This is a genomic window from Streptomyces sp. AM25 (genome assembly GCF_058146165.1).
Genome location: NZ_JBKIWN010000015.1, coordinates 69,920 through 92,771, shown reverse-complemented (window position 1 = coordinate 92,771; position 22,852 = coordinate 69,920). Strand labels below are relative to the sequence as shown.

Annotated in this window: 20 protein-coding genes; 13 read left to right on the top strand and 7 right to left on the bottom strand. The window is 71.0% G+C overall.

Translation table 11 applies throughout. The features are described from left to right. Positions 1-24 precede the first annotated feature (24 nt). Entirely contained in the window at positions 25-1,245 is a 1,221-nt protein-coding gene (locus tag ACLHRZ_RS21040) for a cytochrome P450 (RefSeq protein ID WP_490420033.1), read from the top strand. Between the two features lie 29 nt (positions 1,246-1,274). Beyond that, positions 1,275-1,469, top strand: coding sequence for a ferredoxin (locus ACLHRZ_RS21035; protein ID WP_490420214.1), 195 nt, complete (start codon positions 1,275-1,277; stop codon positions 1,467-1,469). Positions 1,470-1,496: 27 nt separating this feature from the next. On the opposite strand, the gene ACLHRZ_RS21030 is transcribed toward ACLHRZ_RS21035, so the two are convergent. Continuing rightward, entirely contained in the window at positions 1,497-2,699 is a 1,203-nt protein-coding gene (locus ACLHRZ_RS21030; RefSeq protein WP_490420032.1) for a PucR family transcriptional regulator, read from the bottom strand. A gap of 179 nt (positions 2,700-2,878) precedes the next feature. Between ACLHRZ_RS21030 and ACLHRZ_RS21025 the strand changes: the two genes are divergently transcribed. From ACLHRZ_RS21025 to ACLHRZ_RS21015, 3 genes are all read left to right on the top strand, one after another. Next, positions 2,879-3,805, top strand: a complete 927-nt coding sequence (locus ACLHRZ_RS21025; RefSeq protein ID WP_490420031.1) for a proline dehydrogenase family protein — start codon at positions 2,879-2,881, stop codon at positions 3,803-3,805. A gap of 148 nt (positions 3,806-3,953) precedes the next feature. Beyond that, entirely contained in the window at positions 3,954-5,585 is a 1,632-nt protein-coding gene (gene pruA / locus ACLHRZ_RS21020; RefSeq protein ID WP_490420030.1) for an L-glutamate gamma-semialdehyde dehydrogenase, read from the top strand. Positions 5,586-5,872: 287 nt separating this feature from the next. Beyond that, entirely contained in the window at positions 5,873-6,007 is a 135-nt protein-coding gene (locus ACLHRZ_RS21015; protein WP_255316347.1) for a hypothetical protein, read from the top strand. Between the two features lie 108 nt (positions 6,008-6,115). Here ACLHRZ_RS21015 and ACLHRZ_RS21010 read toward each other — a convergent pair whose 3' ends face one another. Beyond that, a complete protein-coding gene (locus ACLHRZ_RS21010) occupies positions 6,116-7,696 on the bottom strand; it encodes a purple acid phosphatase family protein (RefSeq protein ID WP_490420029.1) in 1,581 nt (526 codons plus the stop codon). Between the two features lie 130 nt (positions 7,697-7,826). On the opposite strand from ACLHRZ_RS21010, the gene ACLHRZ_RS21005 reads away from it, so the two are divergent. From ACLHRZ_RS21005 to cimA, 4 genes are all read left to right on the top strand, one after another. Beyond that, positions 7,827-8,879 (top strand): 3-isopropylmalate dehydrogenase, encoded by a 1,053-nt coding sequence (locus tag ACLHRZ_RS21005; protein WP_490420028.1) that lies wholly within the window; start codon positions 7,827-7,829, stop codon positions 8,877-8,879. 144 nt (positions 8,880-9,023) lie between these two features. Beyond that, positions 9,024-10,127: a branched-chain amino acid aminotransferase gene (locus ACLHRZ_RS21000; protein ID WP_490420027.1), complete on the top strand. Its 1,104-nt coding sequence runs from the start codon at positions 9,024-9,026 to the stop codon at positions 10,125-10,127. Positions 10,128-10,225: 98 nt separating this feature from the next. Then, complete coding sequence (locus ACLHRZ_RS20995; protein WP_490420026.1) at positions 10,226-11,542, top strand: MFS transporter; 1,317 nt, start codon at positions 10,226-10,228, stop codon at positions 11,540-11,542. Positions 11,543-11,826: 284 nt separating this feature from the next. Next, complete coding sequence (cimA, locus tag ACLHRZ_RS20990) at positions 11,827-13,452, top strand: citramalate synthase (RefSeq protein ID WP_490420025.1); 1,626 nt, start codon at positions 11,827-11,829, stop codon at positions 13,450-13,452. Positions 13,453-13,548: 96 nt separating this feature from the next. On the opposite strand, the gene ACLHRZ_RS20985 is transcribed toward cimA, so the two are convergent. Continuing rightward, positions 13,549-14,193, bottom strand: coding sequence for a TetR/AcrR family transcriptional regulator (locus ACLHRZ_RS20985; RefSeq protein WP_490420024.1), 645 nt, complete (start codon positions 14,191-14,193; stop codon positions 13,549-13,551). A 109-nt stretch (positions 14,194-14,302) separates the two neighbouring features. On the opposite strand from ACLHRZ_RS20985, the gene ACLHRZ_RS20980 reads away from it, so the two are divergent. After that, on the top strand, positions 14,303-15,787 hold the full coding sequence (locus ACLHRZ_RS20980; protein ID WP_490420023.1) for an FAD-dependent monooxygenase: 1,485 nt from the start codon (positions 14,303-14,305) through the stop codon (positions 15,785-15,787). Between the two features lie 156 nt (positions 15,788-15,943). On the opposite strand, the gene ACLHRZ_RS20975 is transcribed toward ACLHRZ_RS20980, so the two are convergent. Beyond that, on the bottom strand, positions 15,944-16,549 hold the full coding sequence (locus tag ACLHRZ_RS20975) for a YceI family protein (protein ID WP_490420022.1): 606 nt from the start codon (positions 16,547-16,549) through the stop codon (positions 15,944-15,946). A gap of 191 nt (positions 16,550-16,740) precedes the next feature. On the opposite strand from ACLHRZ_RS20975, the gene ACLHRZ_RS20970 reads away from it, so the two are divergent. From ACLHRZ_RS20970 to ACLHRZ_RS20960, 3 genes are all read left to right on the top strand, one after another. Further along, positions 16,741-19,113, top strand: a complete 2,373-nt coding sequence (locus tag ACLHRZ_RS20970) for a polysaccharide lyase 8 family protein (RefSeq protein ID WP_490420021.1) — start codon at positions 16,741-16,743, stop codon at positions 19,111-19,113. A gap of 210 nt (positions 19,114-19,323) precedes the next feature. After that, the gene (locus ACLHRZ_RS20965) at positions 19,324-20,907 is read left to right on the top strand and encodes an acyl-CoA carboxylase subunit beta (protein WP_390776690.1); all 1,584 of its coding nucleotides are present in this window, start codon (positions 19,324-19,326) and stop codon (positions 20,905-20,907) included. A 19-nt stretch (positions 20,908-20,926) separates the two neighbouring features. Continuing rightward, a complete protein-coding gene (locus ACLHRZ_RS20960) occupies positions 20,927-21,121 on the top strand; it encodes an acyl-CoA carboxylase subunit epsilon (protein WP_490420020.1) in 195 nt (64 codons plus the stop codon). A gap of 139 nt (positions 21,122-21,260) precedes the next feature. Here the strand turns inward: ACLHRZ_RS20960 and ACLHRZ_RS20955 are convergent, their stop codons facing one another. From ACLHRZ_RS20955 to ACLHRZ_RS20945, 3 genes are all read right to left on the bottom strand, one after another. Further along, the gene (locus ACLHRZ_RS20955; protein ID WP_171087808.1) at positions 21,261-21,842 is read right to left on the bottom strand and encodes a GTP-binding protein; all 582 of its coding nucleotides are present in this window, start codon (positions 21,840-21,842) and stop codon (positions 21,261-21,263) included. Further along, entirely contained in the window at positions 21,823-22,350 is a 528-nt protein-coding gene (locus ACLHRZ_RS20950; protein ID WP_490420019.1) for a DUF742 domain-containing protein, read from the bottom strand. The genes ACLHRZ_RS20955 and ACLHRZ_RS20950 overlap by 20 nt, the downstream gene beginning before the upstream one ends. An 84-nt stretch (positions 22,351-22,434) precedes the next feature. After that, complete coding sequence (locus tag ACLHRZ_RS20945) at positions 22,435-22,848, bottom strand: roadblock/LC7 domain-containing protein (protein WP_078848005.1); 414 nt, start codon at positions 22,846-22,848, stop codon at positions 22,435-22,437. Positions 22,849-22,852 lie beyond the last annotated feature (4 nt).

The window sequence follows — 22,852 nt, the reverse complement described above, 5'->3', positions numbered from 1 at the left end:
TCAGTCCCGACCCGGGAGCTGCTCATGAACGAGACCGGTACCACCACCACCGTCACCGCCCCCTCCGCACCCGCCTTCCCGCAGAGCCGCGGCTGTCCCTACCAGCCGCCCGCCGGCTACCCGAAGCCGGCGGAGCACGGACCCGTGTCCCGCATGACCCTCTACGACGGCCGCGAGGTCTGGGCCGTGACCGGACATGCCGAGGCCCGCGCGGTGCTCGCCGACCCCCGCTTCTCCTCCGACCGGACGCACCCCGGCTTCCCGGCGGTCATGCCGCGCTTCGAGGACCAGCGGGAGATGCCGGTACCGCTGCTCGGCGTCGACGACCCGCTGCACGCCCGTCAACGGCGCATGCTCATCTCCGCGTTCGGCCTCAAGCGGATCAACGCGCTGCGGCCGCAGATCCAGCGGGTCGTCGACGGCCTCGTCGACGCCATGCTCGCCGCGGGCCCCGGCGCCGAGCTCGTCTCCGCGTACTCCCTGCCCCTGCCGTCCAAGGTCATCTGCTCGCTGCTCGGCGTGCCGTACGCCGACCACGAGTTCTTCGAGAGCAGGTCGCGGAGGCTGCTCCTCGCGCAGACCGCGGAGGAGGTGCGGGCACCGCGGGCGGAGCTCCAGGAGTATCTGGGCGGCCTGATCGACGCCAAGCGGTCCGCGCCCGGCGACGGGCTCATCGACGGGCTCGTCGCCGACCAGTACGCCGACGGGCGGCTCGAACGCGACGAACTCGTCATGCTGGCGCTGGTGCTGCTCGTCGCGGGCCACGAGACCACCTCCAGCATGATCTCCCTCGGGGCCTACACGCTCCTCGAACACCCCGACCAGCTGGCCGCGTTGCAGGCCGACCCCGGGCTGATGCCCGGCGCGGTCGAGGAGTTGATGCGGTACCTCTCCATAGCCGACGGCCTGGTCCGGGTCGCCACCGAGGACACCGAGATCGGCGGGCACACCATACGGGCCGGGGACGGCGTCATCCTCCCCGCCTCGGTGGTCAACCGCGACTCCGCGGCCTACGAACGACCGGACACCCTCGACGTGCGGCGCTCGGCGCGCCACCACATCGCCTTCGGCTTCGGGGTGCACCAGTGCCTCGGCCAGAACCTGGCCCGGGCGGAAATGGAGATCGCCCTCGCCACGCTGTTCGCCCGCATACCCTCGCTGCGAACGGCTGTTGCGGCCGACGAGCTGGTCATCAAACCGGCCGGTTCACTGCAGGGACTCATCGCCTTGCCGGTCACGTGGTGACCGGAGAACGGAGTTTCACCGCTATGAGCGTGCGCATCACGATCGACTCCGGTGTGTGCATCGGGTCGGGGCAGTGCGCCCTGACCGCACCGGGGGTCTTCGACCAGGACGACGACGGGTACGGGGTCGTCCGTCCCGGCAAGGAGGACGGGGCCGGGGATCCGCTTGCGCGGGAGGCCCTGCGGGCCTGCCCTGTGCAGGCCATCTCGATGCAGGAGGAGTAGCGGCTGCGGGCCGTCCTCGGCCGGTCGTTACGGGGCCAGGCGCGAGGCCTTCAGGCTCAGGTGGAGCAGCAGCCTGTCCTCGCCGTCGTCCAGGTCCAGGCCCGTCAGTTGTTCCACCCGGTTCAGCCGGTAGTAGAGGGTCTGGCGGTGTATGCCCAGGGCCGCCGCCGCACGGCCCGCCTGGCCCGCGCAGTCGAGGAAGACCTCGGCCGTGCGGGCCAGTTCCGTGTGGGTGCGGGTCAGCAGGGGGCGGGCCGCCGGGTCCGCCGTGCGGTCGGGCGGCAGGGCGGTCAGCACCCGGTACGCGCCGATCCGTTCCCACTCCGCCACCGGCCCCAGGCGGCGCTCCGCGGCCGCCGCCCGGGCCGCCGCCAGCGCCTCCGTCCAGGCCTCCGGCAACTCGGCGAGGCCGCGCCGCGGGGTGGCGAGGCCGGCCGCCGCCAGCCCGGGGCGGCCGGCGCGCGGCGAGTGCAGCAGCCGGTCCGCCGCCGCCATCGCGGGCGCGGGCGAGGCCAGTGCCCGCAGCCGGATCAGCGCGGCGAGCGCCGCCGAGCCGTCCGGCAGCGCCTCCGGCACCGCGCACATCGCGGCCACCCCGGACTGAGCGGCCAGCGCCTCGCCGTCCGCGGTGTCGCCCGTCAGGTGCCAGGGCACGACGGCCAGCAGCGCCAGCGGGCCGTCCGCGGGGGAGCCCAGCGCCTCCCGCAGCGCGTCGCGCGCCGCCTCGCGGGCCGGGCGGCGGGCCGTCAGCAGCTCCCGCAGCAGCTCGCCCAGCTCGGCGCCGGCCCGGGCCTCGGCCGCCAGCAGGGCGCCGATGCGGGCCGCGGTCTCCATGGCCTGGGCGAGCCGGGGGTCGGCGAAGGGCACCGACAGGTCGAGCCCGGCCAGGTGCTCGTCGTCCAGCAGCCAGACGTAGCCGAGGACGACGCCCCGGTGCCGCACGGGCAGACAGATCCGGCCGGTGAACACCCCGGCCGCCGGGTCCGGCGGGATCCGCAGCGGCGCCTGGGCCCGCGCGATGCCGAACGCCTCGAACCAGGCCCGCACCGCCGCCGTCGAACGCCGCTGCAGGATCGAGCGCGTGCGCACCGGGTCCATCAGCAGGTCCGTGTCGTCGTCACCCCCGTGGGCGCCGAAGGCGATGAGCCCGAAATCCCTGTCCTCAAGCGTCGCAGGAGCCCCGAGCGCCGCCGATATCTCGTCCACCAGCTGCTGATACTCACCTCGCATGGTGCCCAGTGCTCCCTTCCTGCCTGACCGGCCACCATTGTCATACATCTGTCTGAGATGCCGGCCACGGATGCGTGACAGCTGTCGATGGTGACGTCGTGGCTGGAAACCTAGGTTTCACGGTGAGTTACTTATGCCGTCCCCCGTCGTGGCGACGGCCGTCATCGTGGAGGTGCCCAGTGCTGGGTCCTGTGCTGCTCGCCGCTTCCCGCAGCGACGCGATCCGCCGCATCGTCTCGGCTGCGCCGGTGACCCGTCCCGTGGTCGACCGGTTCGTCGCCGGTGAGGCCCTGGACGAGTCCATGGCCGCCGTGCGGTCGCTGAACCAGCGCGGCATGGAGGTCACCCTCGACCATCTGGGCGAGGACATCACCGACCCCACCGAGGCGCTGCGCACCCGGGACGCCTACCTGGCGCTGGCCGAGGCGCTGCGGACCGAGGGCCTGGGCGTGCGCGCCGAGATGTCCGTGAAGCTGTCCGCCTTCGGGCAGGCGCTGCCGGGCGGTCACGACCTGGCGCTGGCCAACGTCACCCCGGTCGTGGAGGCCGCCGCCGAGGCCGGCACCACCGTGACGCTGGACATGGAGGACCACACCACGGTCGACTCCACGCTGGCGATCCTGGCCGAGCTGCGCAAGCGCTTCCCGCAGACCGGCGCCGTCCTGCAGTCCTACCTGTTCCGCACCGAGGACGACTGCCATGCGCTCGCCGGGGAAGGCTCCCGGGTGCGCCTGGTGAAGGGTGCGTACAAGGAGCCCGCCTCCGTCGCCTTCCAGGACAAGCGCGAGGTCGACCTGGCCTACGTGCGCTGCCTGAAGATCCTGATGGCCGGCAAGGGCTACCCCATGATCGGTTCGCACGACCCGCGCATGGTGGCGATCGCACAGGAGCTCGGCCGCCGCTGCGGGCGCACACTGGACGCATACGAGTTCCAGATGCTGTACGGCATCCGTGAGGCCGAGCAGCAGCGCCTCGTCGCGGACGGCCACCGCATGCGCGTGTACATCCCGTACGGCACCGACTGGTACGGATACTTCATGCGGCGGCTCGCCGAGCGCCCGGCGAACCTCGCGTTCTTCCTGCGCTCGCTTGCGACGCGCGGCTAGACATGCTGCGGCGAGTGACGCGTCGGCTGGGGGTCCGGGGGTCGTCCCCCGGGAATCACAGCCTGCGCTCGCTTGCGACGCGCGGCCAGACCAACCGCTTCGCGCGGCTGACCCCGACCCCCCGACCCCCGAAGGAGACATGGCAGCCATGGATGCTGTGACCCAGGTCCCCGCGCCGGTCAACGAGCCGGTGCACACCTACGCCCCCGGTTCCCCCGAGCGTGCCCGCCTCGAGGCCAAGCTCAAGGAGCTGGCGAGCAACCCCATAGACCTGCCGATGACCATCGGCGGCGAGAAGCGGATGGGCGGCGGCGAGCCGTTCGAGGTCGTCCAGCCGCACCGCCACGCCGCCGTCCTCGGCACCTTCAACAACGCCACGCAGCAGGACGCGCAGGACGCGATCGACGCCGCCCTGGCCGCCGCCCCGGCCTGGCGTGCGATGTCCTTCGACGACCGCGCAGCGATCATCCTGCGCGCCGCCGAGCTGCTGTCCGGCCCCTGGCGCGAGACGCTGGCCGCCTCCACCATGCTGGGCCAGTCGAAGACCGCCCAGCAGGCCGAGATCGACACGCCCTGCGAGCTCGTCGACTTCTGGCGCTTCAACGTGCACTTCGCGCGCCAGATCCTGGCCGAGCAGCCGATCGCCAACTCGGCCGGCGTGTGGAACCGCAGCGACCACCGCCCGCTGGAGGGCTTCGTCTACGCGATCACGCCGTTCAACTTCACGGCCATCGCGGGCAACCTGCCGACCGCCCCGGCCCTGATGGGCAACGTCGTGGTCTGGAAGCCGTCCCCGACCCAGACCCACTCCGCGGTGCTGCTGATGCAGCTGCTGGAGGAGGCGGGCCTGCCCAAGGGCGTCATCAACCTGGTGACCGGCGACGGCGTCGCCGTCTCCGAGGTGGCCCTGAACCACCCGGAGCTGGCGGGCATCCACTTCACCGGCTCGACCAAGACCTTCCAGTACCTGTGGAAGACGGTCGGCAACAACATCGAGGCGTACAAGTCCTACCCGCGCCTGGTCGGCGAGACCGGCGGCAAGGACTTCGTCGTCGCCCACCCGAGCGCCGACCCGGCGATCCTGAAGACCGCGCTGACCCGCGGCTCCTTCGAGTTCCAGGGCCAGAAGTGCTCGGCGTCCTCCCGCGCCTACGTCCCGCGCTCCCTCTGGGAGAACGGCTTCAAGGAGGAGTTCGCGGCCGAGGTCGACGGCATCACCATGGGTGACGTCACCGAGCTGGAGAACTTCATCGGCGCCGTCATCGACGACCGCGCCTTCGCCAAGAACAAGGCCGCGATCGACCGCGCCAAGGCCGACCCGACCTGCACGATCGTCGCGGGCGGCACGTACGACGACTCGGTCGGCTACTTCGTGCGCCCGACCGTCATCGAGTGCACCGACCCGGCCAACGAGGTCTTCACCACGGAGTACTTCGGCCCGATCCTCGCCGTGCACGTCTACGAGGACGCCGAGTACGAGGCGATGCTGGCCCAGATGGAGTCCGTCTCGGCGTACGCCCTGACCGGCTCGATCATCGCCGCCGACCGCGCCGCGGCCGCCGATGCGATGGAGAAGCTCCGCTTCGCCGCGGGCAACTTCTACATCAACGACAAGTCGACCGGCGCCGTCGTCGGCCAGCAGCCCTTCGGCGGCGGGCGTGCCTCCGGCACCAACGACAAGGCCGGTGCCGCGACCAACCTGCTGCGCTGGACCTCGACCCGCTCCATCAAGGAGACCCTGGTCCCGCCGACCGACTACCGCTACCCGCACATGGGCTGACCCGGCCCTGCTGCAGATTCCGCCCCCCGACCGGCCCCCACGCCGGCCGGGGGGCGGTGCCATGTGGCCGAACGGCCGTCTCAGATAGTAGGAAGACCGAGTATTCGTGCAGACAAGCGGAGTGCCGTCGGCTTAGCGTGGAGACAGCCGATCGTCCCGCTCCATCGAGCGATGGCGGCTGCGGCCTCGTGCTGTTGTGCAGGTGACCCCTGCCGCACCCGGCCCCCGCCCTTTGTTTCCGGCTTTCTTCCGATCTTTCTCGGGGCTCAGCAGAGGAGACACGACCCATGGCCGACACCGCTGTCCGCAGGACCCGCCGCGCCGCCCGTACGGCCGAGCGCGACACCGACCGGGCGAATGCCGCCGCTGCCCTTCAGCGTGCGCTGGACCGTCGGGACAACGGCGGTTCGACCGGCCACTGAGGCCGGGCGCCCCGTAAGGGGCGGGGTACTGCGCGAGTGCGTCGCTGCGGGCTCGTCGTGGCTGGTAGCGCAGTTCCCCGCGTCCCTTACGGGGCACGATCAGCACCCCTACGGGGCGCGGGTGATCTCGAAGTGGTCGATGCGAGCACCCGTCTCCGCCAGCGCGGTGACCCGCAGCCGCGGGTGGCGGCCCGGTTCCGATTCCACCGCGAGGAACGAGTAGTCGGTGTAGCGCACCCGCGACCACTCCACCTCCTCCTTGTGCTTGCCGCCGCCCTTCACCCAGTGGAAGGTGGGGACGCTGTCGAGGTCCTTGACGTGGCCCTCGTAGCTGTCCGGCACGGGGAAGTCGTAGAGCGACTTGCCGGCCGCGCCCGCCGTCACGTACACGATGCCGTCGCGCGAGGAGTCCACGGTGCCGCCGATCGGCACCTTCTTCGACACCCGCTGTCCCTTGATGGCGTCGGTGCGCTCGTAGACGTGGTTGTGGCCGTTGATGACCAGGTCCACCTTGTGCTTCTCGAAGAGCGGCAGCCACGTGTCGCGCACGCCGCCGTCGGAGGCGTGGGAGTTGGTGGTCGAGAAGGCGCAGTGGTGGAAGAACACCACGACGAAGTCGATGTCCCGGTGGCCGCGCAGCTCCCGCAGGCGCCGGTCCAGCCAGGCGGTCTGCTTCCCGCCGCTGTAGCCGGTGTTGGCGGTGATCTCGTACGAGACGTCGTTGGCGTCCAGCGCGACGATGCCCACGTTGCCGTAGACGAAGGAGTAGACGCCCGGCGAGTGCTTCGGGTCGAAGCCGTTCTCGGGCAGGGCCCAGCGGGCGCTCTGGCCGCCGTACCCGTTGGGCGAGTACCAGGCCTCCATGTCGTGGTTGCCGGTGGTGACCATCCACGGCACCGACTTGGCCACGGTCTCGGTCTGGGCGAGGAACTGGTCCCAGGCGCGGGCGTCGTAGACGTCGTCCGGCTTGCCCTCGCCGCTGTTGTCGGCGTAGCAGATGTCGCCCGCGTGCAGGTGGAAGGCCGGGTTCTGCCCCAGGATCACCTGGTCGTTGCCGAGGGCGTGGTAGCTGACGCCCTGGTCGCCGAAGGCCGTGAAGGTGAACTTCCCGGTCTTCGCGGGGGCGGTGCGGAAGGTTCCTATGGTGCCGAAGTGCTGGGTGTCGGCCGGGTCCCAGCCGTCGTGGCCGACGCCGTAGTAATAGGTCTGGCCGGGGCGGAGGTTGTCCAGGGCGGCGTGCAGGTAGACCTGGTCGACGGCGGGGAGCTTCTTGGACAGCGCGGGCGTGTGCAGGGTCCGCACCTCGGCCGGGATGCGCTGGCTGAGGTCCCACGGCTTCAGGCCGATCCGGACGAACGGGCGCTTGACCGCGAACGGCACCTGCCAGGAGATCCGCATCTGGGTCTTCGGGTCGGCGCCGAAGGCGAGGTGCCGGCCGAAGGGGGCGACGAGGGAGCCGTCGACCCTCGTGGTGGCGGGGGAGGTCAGCAGCGTCGGGGAGAGGGGCTTCGCGTAGGCGCTCGCGGCGCCCGTGCCCAGGAGGCCCGTGCCGGCGACCGCGCCCGCGCCGGCGGCGCCGGCCCGCAGCATGCCGCGGCGGGTGAACCTGCTGCGCAGGTACTCGTGCTGCTCGGCCATGTTCATCCGGCCTGCGAGGTGCTCGGGGATGCCAACCCGTGGTGTGTCCATGCGGGGCAACGTGCCAGGAAAGACCGACACGGTCACGTACTTGAGGTGAACGTGACCTTTACGGATCGCAACCTGTCCGGATCGTGGACGGCGCGTGTCATAGAACGGGACAGGGGGGTACGGTCCTGCCATGTCTCGCAGCATTCGTCTCGCAGTCATCCCCGGTGACGGCATCGGCCCGGAAGTCGTGGCCCAGGGCCTGAAGGTCCTCTCCGCCGTCCTGCCCTCCGACACCAAGCTGGAGACCCAGGAGTACGACCTGGGTGCCCGGCGCTGGCACGCCACCGGCGAGACCCTGCCGGACGCGGAGCTGGAATCGCTGAAGCAGCACGACGCGATCCTGCTCGGGGCGATCGGCGACCCCGGCGTGCCGTCCGGGGTGCTGGAGCGCGGGCTGCTGCTCAAGCTGCGCTTCGCCTTCGACCACTACGTCAACCTGCGCCCCTCCCGGCTCCACCCGACGGCCGAGTCCCCGCTCGCCGGGCGGCCGGACATCGACTTCGTCGTCGTCCGCGAGGGCACCGAGGGCCCGTACACCGGCAACGGCGGCTCGCTGCGCACCGGGACGCCCGCCGAGGTGGCCACCGAGGTCAGCGTCAACACGGCGTACGGCGTGGAGCGCGTCGTGCGGGACGCGTACGAGCGGGCCCGGGCCCGGCCGCGCAAGAAGCTGACCCTCGTGCACAAGAACAACGTGCTGGTGCACGCGGGACACCTGTGGAAGAACATCTTCGACCGGGTGGGCCGCGAGTACCCCGAGGTCACCACCGACTACCTGCACGTCGACGCCGCGACGATCTTCTTCGTCACCCAGCCCGAGCGCTTCGACGTGATCGTCACCGACAACCTCTTCGGCGACATCCTGACCGACCTGGCGGCCGCCATCACGGGCGGTATCGGGCTCGCCGCCTCCGGGAACATCAATCCGAGTGGCGCATTTCCGTCCATGTTCGAGCCGGTGCACGGCTCCGCGCCCGACATCGCGGGCACCGGCAAGGCGGACCCGACGGCCACGGTGCTCTCCGCCGCCCTTCTGCTGCGCCACCTGGGCCTGGACGCCGAGGCGGACCGCGTGGAGGCGGCCGTCGGCGAGGATCTCGCGGGGCGCGACGGTGCGCCGCGCACGACCGACGAGATCGGCGACGCCCTCGCCGTACTCGTAGCCCGACAAGCCGCTGACTAGCCCGGACTCTGTGCTACCGCGCGGTTCGGTGCGACTATCGACCCGGGCCGCGCGAACGTTTTTCGACAAAGCCCCACGCGAGCGATAATCGAACGTGGGGCCGCAGCGCGGTCCGACACGCATCAAGGTGAAGGACACGCACTCATGACGACGACGCCCTCGATCGAGCTCAAGCCCTCCTCGCACCCGCTGTCCGCCCCGGAGCGCGAGCAGATCCTGGCCAACCCCGGCTTCGGCCGCCACTTCACCGACCACATGGTCACCGTCAAGTGGACCGAGGGCCGGGGCTGGCACGACGGACAGCTCGTCCCGTACGCGCCGCTGTCGATCGACCCGGCGAACATGACCCTGCACTACGCGCAGACGATCTTCGAGGGCCTCAAGGCGTACCGCCAGCCCGACGGTTCGGTCGCCACGTTCCGCCCGGACGAGAACGCCCGGCGCTTCCAGGACTCCGCGCGCCGCATGGCCATGCCCGAGCTGCCGGTCGAGATCTTCGTCGAGGCCTGCGACGCCCTCGTCAAGCAGGACAAGGCATGGGTGCCGAGCTCGGGCGAGGCCTCGCTGTACCTGCGTCCCTTCATGATCGCCACGGAGGTCGGGCTGGGCGTCCGCCCGGCCAACGAGTACCTCTTCGTCGTCATCGCCTCGCCGGCCGGCGCCTACTTCGCGGGCGGCGTGAAGCCGGTCTCGGTCTGGCTCTCGGAGGAGTACGTGCGCGCCTGCCCCGGCGGCACGGGCGCCGCCAAGGCCGGCGGCAACTACGCCGCGTCGCTCGTCGCCCAGGCCCAGGCGGCGCAGAACGGTTGCGACCAGGTGGTCTGGCTGGACGCGCTGGAGCGTCGCTGGATCGAGGAGATGGGCGGCATGAACCTGTACTTCGTGTACGGCCAGAAGGATGGAACACAGCGGATTGTCACCCCCGAACTGACGGGCTCGCTGCTCCCCGGCATCACCCGCAAGTCGCTGCTGCGCATCGCCGAGGACCTGGGCTACGAGGTCGCCGAGGGCCGCATCTCGGTGGACGACTGGAAGAACGGCAACGCGGACGGCTCGCTGACCGAGGTCTTCGCGTGCGGCACCGCCGCCGTCATCACGCCGGTGGGTTCGGTGAAGTCGACGCGCGCGGACTGGACCGTCGGGGACGGGGAGCCGGGCGAGGTGACGATGAAGCTGCGCAAGGCGCTGCTGGACATCCAGACCGGTGCCGTCGAGGACGTCCACGGGTGGATGCACCCGCTGGGATAGGGGACTTCGGGGTCCGTGACCACAACGCACGCAAGTACGCATGATCGTTGCGGCCGGACCCTTGTCCGAAACCCTTCGCTCGGCCACCGTTTCCCCTCATGGAAACGTCAACGGGGCATGTGTCAGCAGGGCGAACGTCGGCAGGGCACTGGAAGAAGATCTGGATCGGCTCGGCCGGGAACATGGTCGAGTGGTTCGACTGGTTCGTGTACGCCAGTTTCGCCACCTACTTCGCCGGCGCCTTCTTCCCGGCCGGCAACGACACCGCCAAGCTCATGAACACCGCCGGCATCTTCGCCGTCGGCTTCTTCATGCGCCCCGTCGGGGGCTGGCTGCTCGGCCGCGTCGGTGACCGGCGCGGCCGCAAGGCCGCGTTGACGCTCACCGTCACCCTCATGTCGGCCTCCGCCGTGCTCATAGCCCTGGCCCCGACCTACGCCGTCGCCGGGTACGGCGGCGTCGCCGTGCTCCTCGTGGCCCGGCTCCTGCAGGGGCTGTCCGTCGGCGGCGAGTACGCCGCCAGCGCCACCTATCTCACCGAGGCGTCCGCCCCGGGGCGCCGCGGTTTCGCCTCCAGCTTCCAGTACGTCTCCATGACCGCCGGCCAGATCGCCGGCCTCGGGCTGCTGATCCTGCTGCAGCACACCCTCACCGGTGCCCAACTGCACAGCTGGGGCTGGCGGATCCCGTTCGTCGTCGGCGCGCTCGGCGCGGCCGTCATCTTCTACCTGCGGCGCAGCATGCTGGAGACGGAGGCGTACGAGGAGAGCACCGCCGCGGACGACGACCGCGGGACGATCAGAGCGCTGCTGCGCCACAAGCGCGAGGCGCTGCTGGTCGTCGCCCTCACCATGGGCGGCACGGTGGCGTACTACACGTACACCACCTACCTCACCAAGTACCTCTCCAACAGCGCCGGTCTGTCGAAGCAGACGGCGACCCTGGTGAGCTTCTGCGCCCTGATCGTCTTCGCCTGCATCCAGCCGCTCGCGGGTGCGCTCTCGGACCGGATCGGCCGCCGTCCGCTGCTGATCACCTTCGCCGTGGGCTCGACGTTCCTCACCGTGCCGATCATGACGATGCTCAAGCACGCGGGCTCGTTCTGGCCGGCCCTGGGCCTCTCCCTGCTCGCGCTCGTCATCGTCACCGGCTACACCTCGATCAACGCCTGTGTGAAGGCGGAGCTGTTCCCCACCGGCGTCCGGTCGCTGGGCGTCGCCCTGCCCTATGCCATCGCCAACGCCCTGTTCGGCGGGACGGCGGAGTACGTGGCGCTGTGGTTCAAGAACGGCGGCATCGAGTCCGGCTTCTTCTGGTACGTGGCCGGGTGCGCGGCCGTCTCGCTCGTCGTCTACCTGAGCATGCGCGAGACCCGCGACATCGACCTCAAGACCACCGGGGTGCCCACATCGTGAGACCGCTCGCCACGGCGGCGGCGAACCGTGCGACGATGCCCCTCGTGTTCTCGTTTGCCACGATTACGGGCAGCAGGCGCGCCGGTCCGCAGTGACCGCCTCGTACGAACCCGTACGACGCGGACACCGTCGTCCCAGACCCGCGCGCAGACCTCTCGCACCCGCGAGAGGTCTTTTCGTTTCCCGGACCACCTGCACCGGGGGCGGAGCGAGCGGGATCATGGGGGAACGGCGGAACGGGTCAATCCGGTCAGACCGAGATCCCGACAGGAGTCAGAGCAGCAATGACGGACGCAACCGACGGCCCCGACGAAAGCCTTCGGCCCGACGACGGCTTCCACGTCTTCGACACCACGCTGCGCGACGGAGCCCAGCGCGAGGGCATCAACCTCACCGTCGCCGACAAGCTGACCATCGCCCGGCACCTGGACGACTTCGGCGTCGGCTTCATCGAGGGCGGCTGGCCCGGCGCCAACCCCCGGGACACCGAGTTCTTCCAACGGGCGCGGAAGGAGATCGACTTCCGGCACGCGCAGCTGGTCGCCTTCGGCGCCACCCGCAAGGCGGGCGTGCGGGCCGAGGACGACCCGCAGGTCGCCGCCCTGCTGGAGTCCGGCGCCCCGGTCGTCACCCTCGTCGCCAAGTCCCACGACCGGCACGTCGAACTGGCCCTGCGCACCACGCTGGAGGAGAACCTCGCGATGGTCCGCGACACGGTCGCGTACCTGCGCTCGCGCGGCCGCCGGGTGTTCGTCGACTGCGAGCACTTCTTCGACGGTTACCGCGCCAACCCCGGCCACGCCACCGATGTCGTGCGCACCGCATACGAGGCGGGCGCGGACGTGGTCGTCCTCTGCGACACCAACGGCGGCTGCCTGCCCGCCCGCATCGGCGAAGTCGTCCGCGCCGTGCGCGAGGCCACCGGCGCCCGGCTGGGCATCCACGCCCAGGACGACACGGGCTGCGCCGTCGCCAACACCCTCGCCGCCGTGGACGCCGGCGCCACGCACGTGCAGTGCACCGCCAACGGCTACGGCGAGCGCGTCGGCAACGCCAACCTCTTCCCCGTCGTCGCGGCCCTGGAGCTCAAGCACGACCGCCGCGTCCTGCCCCCGGGCAAGCTGGCCGAGATGACCCGCATCTCGCACGCCATCGCCGAGGTCGTCAACCTCACGCCCTCCACGCATCAGCCGTACGTGGGGCTCTCGGCGTTCGCGCACAAGGCCGGGCTGCACGCGTCCGCGATCAAGGTCGACCCGGACCTGTACCAGCACATCGATCCCGAACGGGTCGGCAACACCATGCGGATGCTCGTCTCCGACATGGCCGGCCGCGCCTCCATCGAGCTCAAGGGCAAGGAGCTCGGCATCGACCTGGGGGACGACCGCGAGCTGATCGGCCGCGTGGTGCAGCGCGTCAAGGAGCGGGAGTCGGCGGGCTATACGTACGAAGCCGCCGACGCCTCTTTCGAACTCCTGCTGCGCGCCGAGGTGGAGGGGCGCACCCGGCGCTACTACCGAGTGGAGTCCTGGCGGGCCATCGTCGAGGACCGCCCCGACGGGACGCACGCCAACGAGGCGACCGTGAAGCTGTGGGCCAAGGGCGAGCGCATCGTCGCCACCGCGGAGGGGAACGGCCCGGTCAACGCCCTCGACCGCGCGTTGCGCAGCGCGCTGGAGCGCATCTATCCGCAGCTCGCCTCGCTGAAGCTGACCGACTACAAGGTCCGCATCGTGGAGGGCTCACGGGGCACCGGCTCGATCACCCGCGTCCTGGTCTCGACCAGCGACGAGCACGGCGAATGGTCCACGGTCGGCGTGGCGGAGAACGTCATCGCCGCGTCCTGGCAGGCGTTGGACGACGCCTACGCGTACGGCTTGCGCAGGGCGGGGGTCGAACCGCAGGAATAAGCGGTGCGGTATCGCGCCCCGTAAGGGGCGCGGGGCTGTTCCGAATTGCGGCTCCGCCGCATGGGCGCGACAAGCCACAGGCGGCCCGCAGTTGCCCTACCCGTAGTAGTCCCCCAGACCGGCGCCGAGCAGATCGAAGGCACGCTCGGCGTCGGCATGGGCGCGGGCCAGCGCCTCGGCCGGGGTACCGCCGGAGGCCATGGTGCGCCAGTTGGCGAGGGAAAGACGGTGGTGGACGGTGACGATCTGCGCGGCCGCCAGCCACGCCGTCAGCTCGTCGCCGCCGCCGGTCTCCCGCAAGGCGTCGGCCAGTTCCTTCTCGTCCCGGGCGGTGAAACTCAGCGTGCGGGCCACCAGGCTGGGCGTGCCGTAGATCAGACCGTGGAGCGCCCGCACGGCCGGGTGGTCGCTGAATCCCGTCACCGGGTCGTGGGCGTCCAGCCGTTCGTGGAAGTGCGCGCGCAGGGCCGCGAGGGGCGACTGGCCCGCCTCCCGGCCGCGCACGACGCGCGCCGCCTCGCCCTGGTGGTCGGCGATGCGGTGCAGGACCAGGTCCTCCTTGGCGGGGAAGTAGCGGAACAGCGTGGGCTTGGACACCTCGGCCGCCGCCGCGACGTCCGCGACCGACACCTTGTCGAAGCCGTGCTCCAGGAAGAGCGCGATGGCCACGTCGGACAGGACCTGCCGCGTGCGCTGCTTCTTGCGTTCCCGCAGTCCGGTCTGCTCCTGCTGCTCGCTCACGCGTCCACCGTAGCAGGGAAACCATTACCTGGAAACTTTTGTTACTCGGTTGCATTTTCTCTCCCGGCGGGCTTGTAATGGGCCTATCGAATCCAGGGAGGGAACCTTCATGACCGCCACCGACGTGCTGATCGTGGGCGCCGGCCCCACCGGGCTGACGCTCGCCTGCACCCTCGCCCGCGCCGGGGTGTCCGTACGCATCCTCGACAAGTCGCCCGCACACCACCCGGGTTCGCGCGGCAAGGGCCTCAATCACCGCAGTCGCGAGATCTTCGACGACCTCGGCATCGGTGGGCGGGTGACCGCCGCGGGTGCGGAGCACACGGTGCTCCGCAAGTACCGCGACGGCGTCCCTGTCGCCGACCACGTCGCCTTCGGGGACCGGACCGCCACCCCCGACGTCCCCTACGCCAGTTCGCTGCTGGTCCCGCAGTGGCGGATCGAGGGCATCCTGCGCGACCGCCTCGCCGAGCTCGGCGTCCAGGTCGAACTCGGCTGCGAGGTCACGGAGTTCACGCAGGACGCCGACGGGGTCACGGCCACGCTGGCCGACGGGCGGCGCATCGTGGCCGGCCGGCTCGTCGGCTGCGACGGGGGCCGCAGCTTCGTGCGCAAGGCGCTCGGGGTGGCCTTCGAGGGGGAGACCGAGGCCGAGGAATGCATGATCATCGGCGACGTGCGCGCCGACGGCCTCGACCGCGGGTACTGGCACCAGTGGTTCGAGGAGGACGGCGGCCTGATGCTCTGCCCGTTCCCCGGCACCGACCACTGGCAGCTCCAGGGCATGCCCGAACGGAACGCGCAGGGCGAGGCGATGGAGCCGACGCTGGAGATGTTCCAGCGGCTCTTCGACCGCCACGCCCGGATCCCCGGGGTGCAGCTTGCCGACCCCACCTGGGTCTCCACCTACCGCATCAACGTCCGCATGGCCGACCGCTTCCGCGTCGGCCGGGTCTTCCTCGCCGGGGACGCCGCGCACGTCCACTCCATCGCGGGCGGGCTCGGCATGAACACCGGCATCCAGGACGCGTTCAACCTCGGCTGGAAGCTCGCGCTGACCGTCAACGGGCAGGCAGGGGAAGGGCTGTTGGACAGCTACGAGGAGGAGCGGCTGCCCGTCGCCGCGTGGACGCTGAACGTCACGAGCGAGGGCCTGCGCCGGGTGCGTGAGGGCATCAAGGAGGCGGGCGTGGGCACCGAGGCGGGGGTCACCGCCGACGTCACCACGCTGAGCGTGGGCTACCCGTGGAGCTCGCTCGCCTGGGGCGGCCCGCTGGCAGGGGAGCGGGCGCCGGACGCACCCTGCCGGGACGCAGCGAGCGGCAGGGCCGTCCGCCTCTTCGAGGTCTTCGCGGGACCGCACTTCACCCTGCTCGGCTTCGGCGCCGGCAGCGAGGCCGCACTGACGGAGGCGGGGGAGCGGTTCCCGGGGCTGGTGCGCACGTGCCGCATCGAGGGGGAACACGCCCGCAGGGCCTACGCCGTCGAGGGCGACGGCCTGGTACTCGTGAGGCCGGACAACCATGTAGCGCTGAGCACGACGGTGGACCGGGGGGCGGAGATCATGGACAGGCTGGGGCGCCTGGGTCGCTGACGCGCCCCTGATCGCGCCCCGTAAGGGGCGCGGGGCCGTTCCTCCCCCAGCTACCTCCCCCAGCTACCGCTGGGGGTGCCCCCAGGAGGTGCCCCCAGCGGCTCCGCCGCGTGGGCGCGACAAGCCACAATGAACCCGCAGTGACGCACCGAGCGTTCACGCCTTGACTGCGGAAATGTCAAACGTGAGCTTCACCTTGTCGCTCACCATCACCCCACCCGTCTCCAGCGCCGCGTTCCACGTCAGGCCCCAGTCGGAGCGCAGGATCTCGGCGCTGCCCTCGAAGCCGACGCGCTCCATGCCGTAGACGTCGGTGGCGGAGCCGTTGAACTCCAGGTCGATGGCGAGCGGGCGGGTGACGTCCTTGATGGTGAGGTCGCCGGTGATGCGGTAGCGGTCGCCGCCGAGCTGCTCGGCCTGGGTCGAGCGGAAGGTCATCTTCGGGAAGCGCCCGGCGTCGAAGAAGTCCTCGCCGCGCAGGTGGGCGTCGCGGTCCTTGATGCCGGTGTCCACGCTGGCGATGGTCACGTCGAGCGAGGCGGTGGACCGGGACGGGTCCGAGCCGTCGAGGCGCAGGGTGCCCTCGTGCTCGGTGAAGGAGCCGCGGACGTTGGTGACCATGGCGTGGCGCACGGTGAAGCCGATGCTGCTGTGGCTCGCGTCGATGCTGTAGTCGCCGGTCAGTGCGGCGAGGGCCGGGTCGACGTCCAGGACGGCGGTGGCGGCGGGGGCGGTGCTGTTCCTGCGGGAGAAGATGCCCATGACTGGCTCCTTGGCGAGGGGTCCGATGTCGTTGAAGCTTCAACAACAATCACGACGGTAGCGCGATCTGGTTCAACTTTCAACAGTTCTGCGTGCGGGGAATGCGAGGGGGGTCCGGCAGGGCCATTGCGGCCCCGTCACCGCCGTGCCACCGTGTCCCTCCGGCTCCGCCGTCACCGGGAGGGATCCCTGTGCCCGCAGCTCCCTGGACCCGCCGAGGCTTCCTCCTCGCCGCCTCCGCCGTCGGCGCCCTCGGGCTCGCGCCCGCCGCCGACGACGCGTTCGCCCGGCTGCGGCGCCGCTGGCGGGAGACGACGCTCGGCACCGGATTCGACCCGGCCGCCGAGCCCTACGCCTCCGTCCTGCGCCGCACCGGCGACCTCGCCCGCACCCACCGGGCGGGCATGCACCCCGCCCCCGGCTCGCTCTGGCCCGACGCGCCCTTCGACCCGCCCGCCGGCATCACCCTCAGCCACGCCCGGCTGTTCACCATGGCCCAGGCCTGGGCCCAGCCCGGCACCGGGCTCACCGGCGACCCCGGCCTGGCCGCCGCCGTCCTCGCCGGGCTCGACCACGTCCACGACCGCGTCTACCGCCCCGGCACCACCCCCTACGGCAACTGGTGGGAGTGGCAGATCGGCACCCCCCGGCTGCTGCTGGACACCCTGACCCTGCTGTACGACGAGGCCGGTGCCGCCCGGCGGGCCGGACTCCTCGACGCCGTCGGCCACTTCGTGCCCGACGAGGTCCTCGGCTCGTACACCGGCACCAGCACCGGCGCCAACCGCGTCGACCTCTGCCGGGTCGTCGCCCTGCGCGGCATCCTCGGCGTCTCCCCGGCCCGGACGGCGCTCGCGCGCGACGCCCTCTCGCCCGTCTTCCCCCACGTCACGCAGGGCGACGGCTTCTACGCCGACGGCTCGTTCGTCCAGCACACCTGGGTCGCCTACACCGGCACCTACGGCTGCGTGCTGCTCGACGGACTCGCCCGGCTCCTCGCCCTGCTGCAGGGATCCGACTGGGAGATCACCGACCCCGCCCGGCAGAACGTCCTCGACAGCGTCGAGCACGCCTTCGCGCCCCTGATCCACGACGGCCTGGTGACCGACAGCGTCTCCGGCCGGGCCGTCAGCCGCGGCCTGCAGAGCGCCGACCCCGCCGGGCCGCTGCAGAGCGATCACCAGCGCGGCCACGCGATCATCGCCGCCGTCGCGCTGCTCTGCGAGGCCGCCTCGCCGGAGGAGCGGACCCGCTGGCAGGGGATGGTCAAGGGGTGGATCGCGCGCGACACCACCCTCCCGGTGCGCACGGACCCGCAGTTCGGGGTCGCCGAGCTGGCCCGGCTCGCCGCCGTCGACGCCGCCCCCGTCCCGCCCGCGCCCGAGCCCGCGGGCCACCGCCTCTTCGCCGCCATGGACCGTGCCGTCCACCGCCGCCCGGGCTGGGCCGCCGTGATCGCCATGTGCTCGGACCGCATCACCTACTACGAGAACGGCAACGGCGAGAACCCCCGCGGCTGGCACACCGGCTCCGGGATGCTCACCTGGTGGGGACCCGGCAACGGCGCCCAGTACACCGACCACTTCTGGCCCACCGCCGACCCCTACCGGCTCCCCGGCACCACCGTCTCCGCGCTGCGCCTCGCCGACAACGAGGGTGGCGGCTGGGGTGCGCCGAAGCCGGACGTGCGCTGGGTGGGCGGGGCCACGGACGGGGAGTACGCGGCCGTCGGGCAGCACCTCAAGGGGCTCGGCTCCTCGCTGGAGGCGCACAAGTCCTGGTTCTGCACGGACGACGCCGTCGTCTGCCTCGGCGCGGGCATCACCGCAGAGGACGGCGCGGCCGTCGAGACGGTCGTCGACCACCGCAATCTCGGCGAGCACGGCACCGCCGTCCTCACCGTGGACGGCGAGCGGCAGCCCCGCACCGACGGCCGGACGCTCTGCTTCGACGACGCCCGCTGGGCCCACCTCGCCGGCCACGGCGGCTGGCTCTTCCCCGGCGGCGCCCGGCTGGAGGCCCTGTACGAGACGCGCACCGGGCGCTGGTCGGACATCAACACGGGCGGCTCGACGGCCCCGGTGTCCCGGCGCTACCTGACCCTGTGGCACCCCCACGGCACGGACCCCGAGGGCGCCGCCTACGCCTACGCGCTGCTGCCCGGCGCCACGCCCGCCGGCCTCGCCGCCCGGGCCGCGGACCCCGACCGGCTCGTCGTCCTCGCCAACACCCCCGCCGTCCAGGCCGTCCACCTCCCCCGGCAGGGGCTGACCGCGGCCACCTTCCGCGCCCCGGGCCGCATCGGCCCCGTCGAGGTCTCGGCCCCCGCCTCCGTGCTCGTCCGCGTCCGCCGGGAGGAGGGGACGGTGTCCCTCCATCTCGCCGACCCGCTGCGCACGGGCGGCACCGTCGACCTCACCTGGCACCGCCCTGTGACGAACGTCACCCGATGCGACCCGTCGATTCGGGTGATCGGGACAGGAGCCGCGTTGCGCCTGCGCATCACCGTCGGTGTCGCATGTGTCACGCACGGTTGCCGGGGGAAAGTCGGGGGAATTCCCTAACCGGTTGAATACTCACCCTGGTCAGACGGTGCACAACACCCTTCGGTTCGAGCAGCAATTGTGGAGTACCCACAGCGTGGTTCGAGTGGAGCCCGACCAGGAACTGATAAGGGCGCAGTGCAGTTCTGTTATGCCTGCCCACCAAATCGCGCACTACGTTGTGAGGAATCGACATGATGTTCCGGGGGCCTCGCCACGTACCGTCTATCCATGAGCAATCTCGAAGGTGCGCCCGAAGAGGCGAGTGACGTCCGTGGGCGCGTCGCCGAGCTGCACGCCATCCGCGAGCAGGTTCGGCGAGGTCCGAGCGAGCGGGCTACCCAGGCACAGAAGGCCAAGGGGAAGCTGACCGCTCGCGAGCGCATTGATCTTCTGCTGGACGAGGGCTCTTTCTCCGAGGTGGAGCCGCTGCGGCGGCACCGGGCGACGGGCTTCGGGCTGGAGGCCAAGCGCCCCTACACGGATGGCGTGATCACCGGCTGGGGCACGGTCCACGGCCGCACGGTCTTCGTCTACGCACACGACTTCCGGATCTTCGGCGGCGCGCTGGGCGAGGCCCACGCGACCAAGATCCACAAGATCATGGACATGGCCATCGCGGCCGGTGCCCCTCTGGTCTCGCTGAACGACGGCGCCGGGGCCCGCATCCAGGAGGGCGTCTCCGCCCTCGCCGGGTACGGCGGGATCTTCCAGCGCAACACCAAGGCCTCCGGCGTCATCCCGCAGATAAGCGTGATGCTCGGCCCCTGCGCGGGCGGCGCCGCCTACTCCCCGGCGCTCACGGACTTCGTCTTCATGGTCCGCGAGACCTCCCAGATGTTCATCACCGGCCCCGACGTGGTCCGCGCGGTGACGGGCGAGGAGATCACCCAGAACGGCCTGGGCGGTGCCGACGTGCACGCCGAGACCTCCGGCGTGGCCCACTTCGCCTACGACGACGAGGAGACCTGCCTGGAGGAGGTGCGCTACCTCCTCTCGCTGCTCCCGCAGAACAACCGCGAGAACCCGCCCCGCGTGGACTCCACGGACCCCGCCGACCGCACCGGCGAGGCCCTGCTGGACCTGGTGCCCGCCGACGGCAACCGTCCGTACGACATGCGCAAGGTCATCGAGGAGATCGTCGACGACGGCGAGTACCTCGAGGTCCACGAGCGCTGGGCGACCAACATCATCTGCGCGCTGACCCGGCTGGACGGCCAGGTCGTGGGCATCATCGCCAACCAGCCCCAGTCGCTGGCCGGCGTGCTGGACATCGAGGCCTCGGAGAAGGCCGCTCGGTTCGTCCAGATGTGTGATGCCTTCAACATCCCCATCGTCACCCTTTTGGACGTACCCGGCTTCCTGCCCGGCGTCGACCAGGAGCACGGTGGGATCATCAGGCACGGAGCAAAGCTGCTGTACGCGTACTGCAACGCGACCGTGCCCCGGATCTCGGTGATCCTGCGGAAGGCCTACGGGGGTGCGTACATCGTCATGGACTCCCAGTCGATCGGCGCGGACCTCACCTACGCCTGGCCGACGAACGAGATCGCGGTCATGGGCGCGGAGGGCGCGGCCAACGTGGTCTTCCGCAAGCAGATCGCCGAGGCCGACGACCCGGAGGCCATGCGTGCCCGCATGGTCAAGGAGTACAAGGCCGAGCTGATGCACCCGTACTACGCCGCCGAGCGCGGCCTGGTCGACGACGTCATCGACCCGGTCGAGACCCGGCAGGTGCTCATCCGTTCCCTGGCCATGCTCGCCACCAAGCACGCGGACCTGCCCTCGCGCAAGCACGGCAACCCGCCCCAGTAAACGAAAGCCGGCACCCACCATGAGTGACACGCTCGTACGCGTCGAGAAGGGCACCGCGGACGCCGAGGAACTGGCGGCCGTCACCGCCGTCCTGCTCGCCCGCGCCGCCGCCACCCAGGACAGCGCCCCCGTCCGCCCGCGCCGCTCCACCGCGGCCTGGCGCCGCCTGGAGCGCAGCTCGGGCTTCCGCGCCCCGCACAGCTGGCAGGGCTGACAGCAGCAACGGCAAGGCCCCGCACTCCCGAGGAGTGCGGGGCCTTGCCGCGCGCCCCGTAAGGGGCGCGGGGCTGTGTCTGATATGCGGCTCCGCCGCGTGGGCGCGAGCAACCAAAAGCCGACCGGCAGTCGAAGACCTACCGCAACCGCGCCATCAACGCATGCTCAACGAGCGTAATGAGCGCACTCTTCGCCTCGTTCCGATGCCGCGCATCGGTAATGATGATCGGCGCGTCGGGGCCGATCTGGAGCGCTTCGCGGACCTCGTCCGGGGTGTAGGGCTGGTGTCCGTCGAAGCCGTTGAGGGCGATGACGAAGGGGAGCCCGCTGTTCTCGAAGTAGTCGACGGCCGGGAAGCAGTCGGCGAGACGGCGGGTGTCCACCAGCACCACGGCACCGATCGCGCCGCGCACCAGGTCGTCCCACATGAACCAGAAGCGGTCCTGGCCCGGGGTGCCGAACAGGTACAGGATCAGATCCTGGTCGAGCGTGATGCGGCCGAAGTCCATGGCCACGGTCGTCGTGGTCTTGTCCGGCGCGTGGGTGAGGTCGTCGATGCCCGCCGAGGCGGAGGTCATCACGGCCTCGGTGCGCAGCGGGTTGATCTCCGAGACCGCGCCGACGAACGTGGTCTTGCCCACACCGAAGCCACCCGCGACCACGATCTTTGCGGAGGTGGTGGAGCGGGCTGCCTCGCCGCTAGAGGTTCCGAAGTCCACTGAGCACCCTTTCGAGCAGTGTCACGTCAGGCTGTCCGCCGGCGGACGCGTCGCCGCCGGGCTGATGAATGGCGACGAGTCCGGCCTCCGCCAGGTCGGCTACGAGGATCCGGGCGACGCCGAGCGGGATGGAGAGAAGTGCGGAGATCTCGGCAACCGACTTGATCTCGTGGCACAGGTGGCAGATGCGCTGGTGTTCCGGCAACTGCCCGTGGAGCTGGGCCGGCTGGGCCGTGGTGTGCACCAGCGCCTCGATGGCGAGCTGGTACCGCGGCCTGGTCCGGCCGCCGGTCATCGCATAGGGACGGACCAGCGGGTTGTGCTTGCCGCCGGAGGAGGACGGCGCGGCGGTGCGCCGGTGGTTCTGGGGCTGGACCGGCACACGCGGGGGATGCGGCTGCTCCCCCTGTGCGCGGTGGCTCGGCGCGGAGGGGAAGTTGTAGCGGTTCAGCGGGGGTTGGGCCTGCTGGTCATGTCCATACGGGTAACCGCCTGGGGGCGTTGCCACGTCTCCTCCTCCAACTTGCCTGTCTGCTGCTGGTCGCGCCACCGCACCTTATGGCGCGGTGGCGCGAAACGCACTGCCTCTTTGCTAGTTGAGAAGGCTCCCCTGCAGTTCGGAGCGGAGTTCCGGCGTCAGGACGTTGCCCGCGCGGTCGACCAGGAGGGCCATCTCGTAGCCCACGAGGCCGATGTCGCACTCCGGGTGCGCCAGGACGGCCAGCGAGGAACCGTCCGAGACCGACATGATGAAGAGGAAGCCGCGCTCCATCTCCACCACGGTCTGGTTGACCGCGCCTCCCTCGAAGATCCGGGAGGCACCCGCGGTCAGCGAGGTGAGGCCGGAGGCGACAGCCGCCAGCTGGTCGGCGCGGTCCCGCGGAAACCCTTCGGACATCGCCAGAAGGAGTCCGTCGGCGGAGACCACGACGGTGTGGGACACCCCTGGGGTGTTGTCCACGAAACTGGTGATCAACCAGTTCAGGTTCTGCGCCGCCTGGCTCATCGGG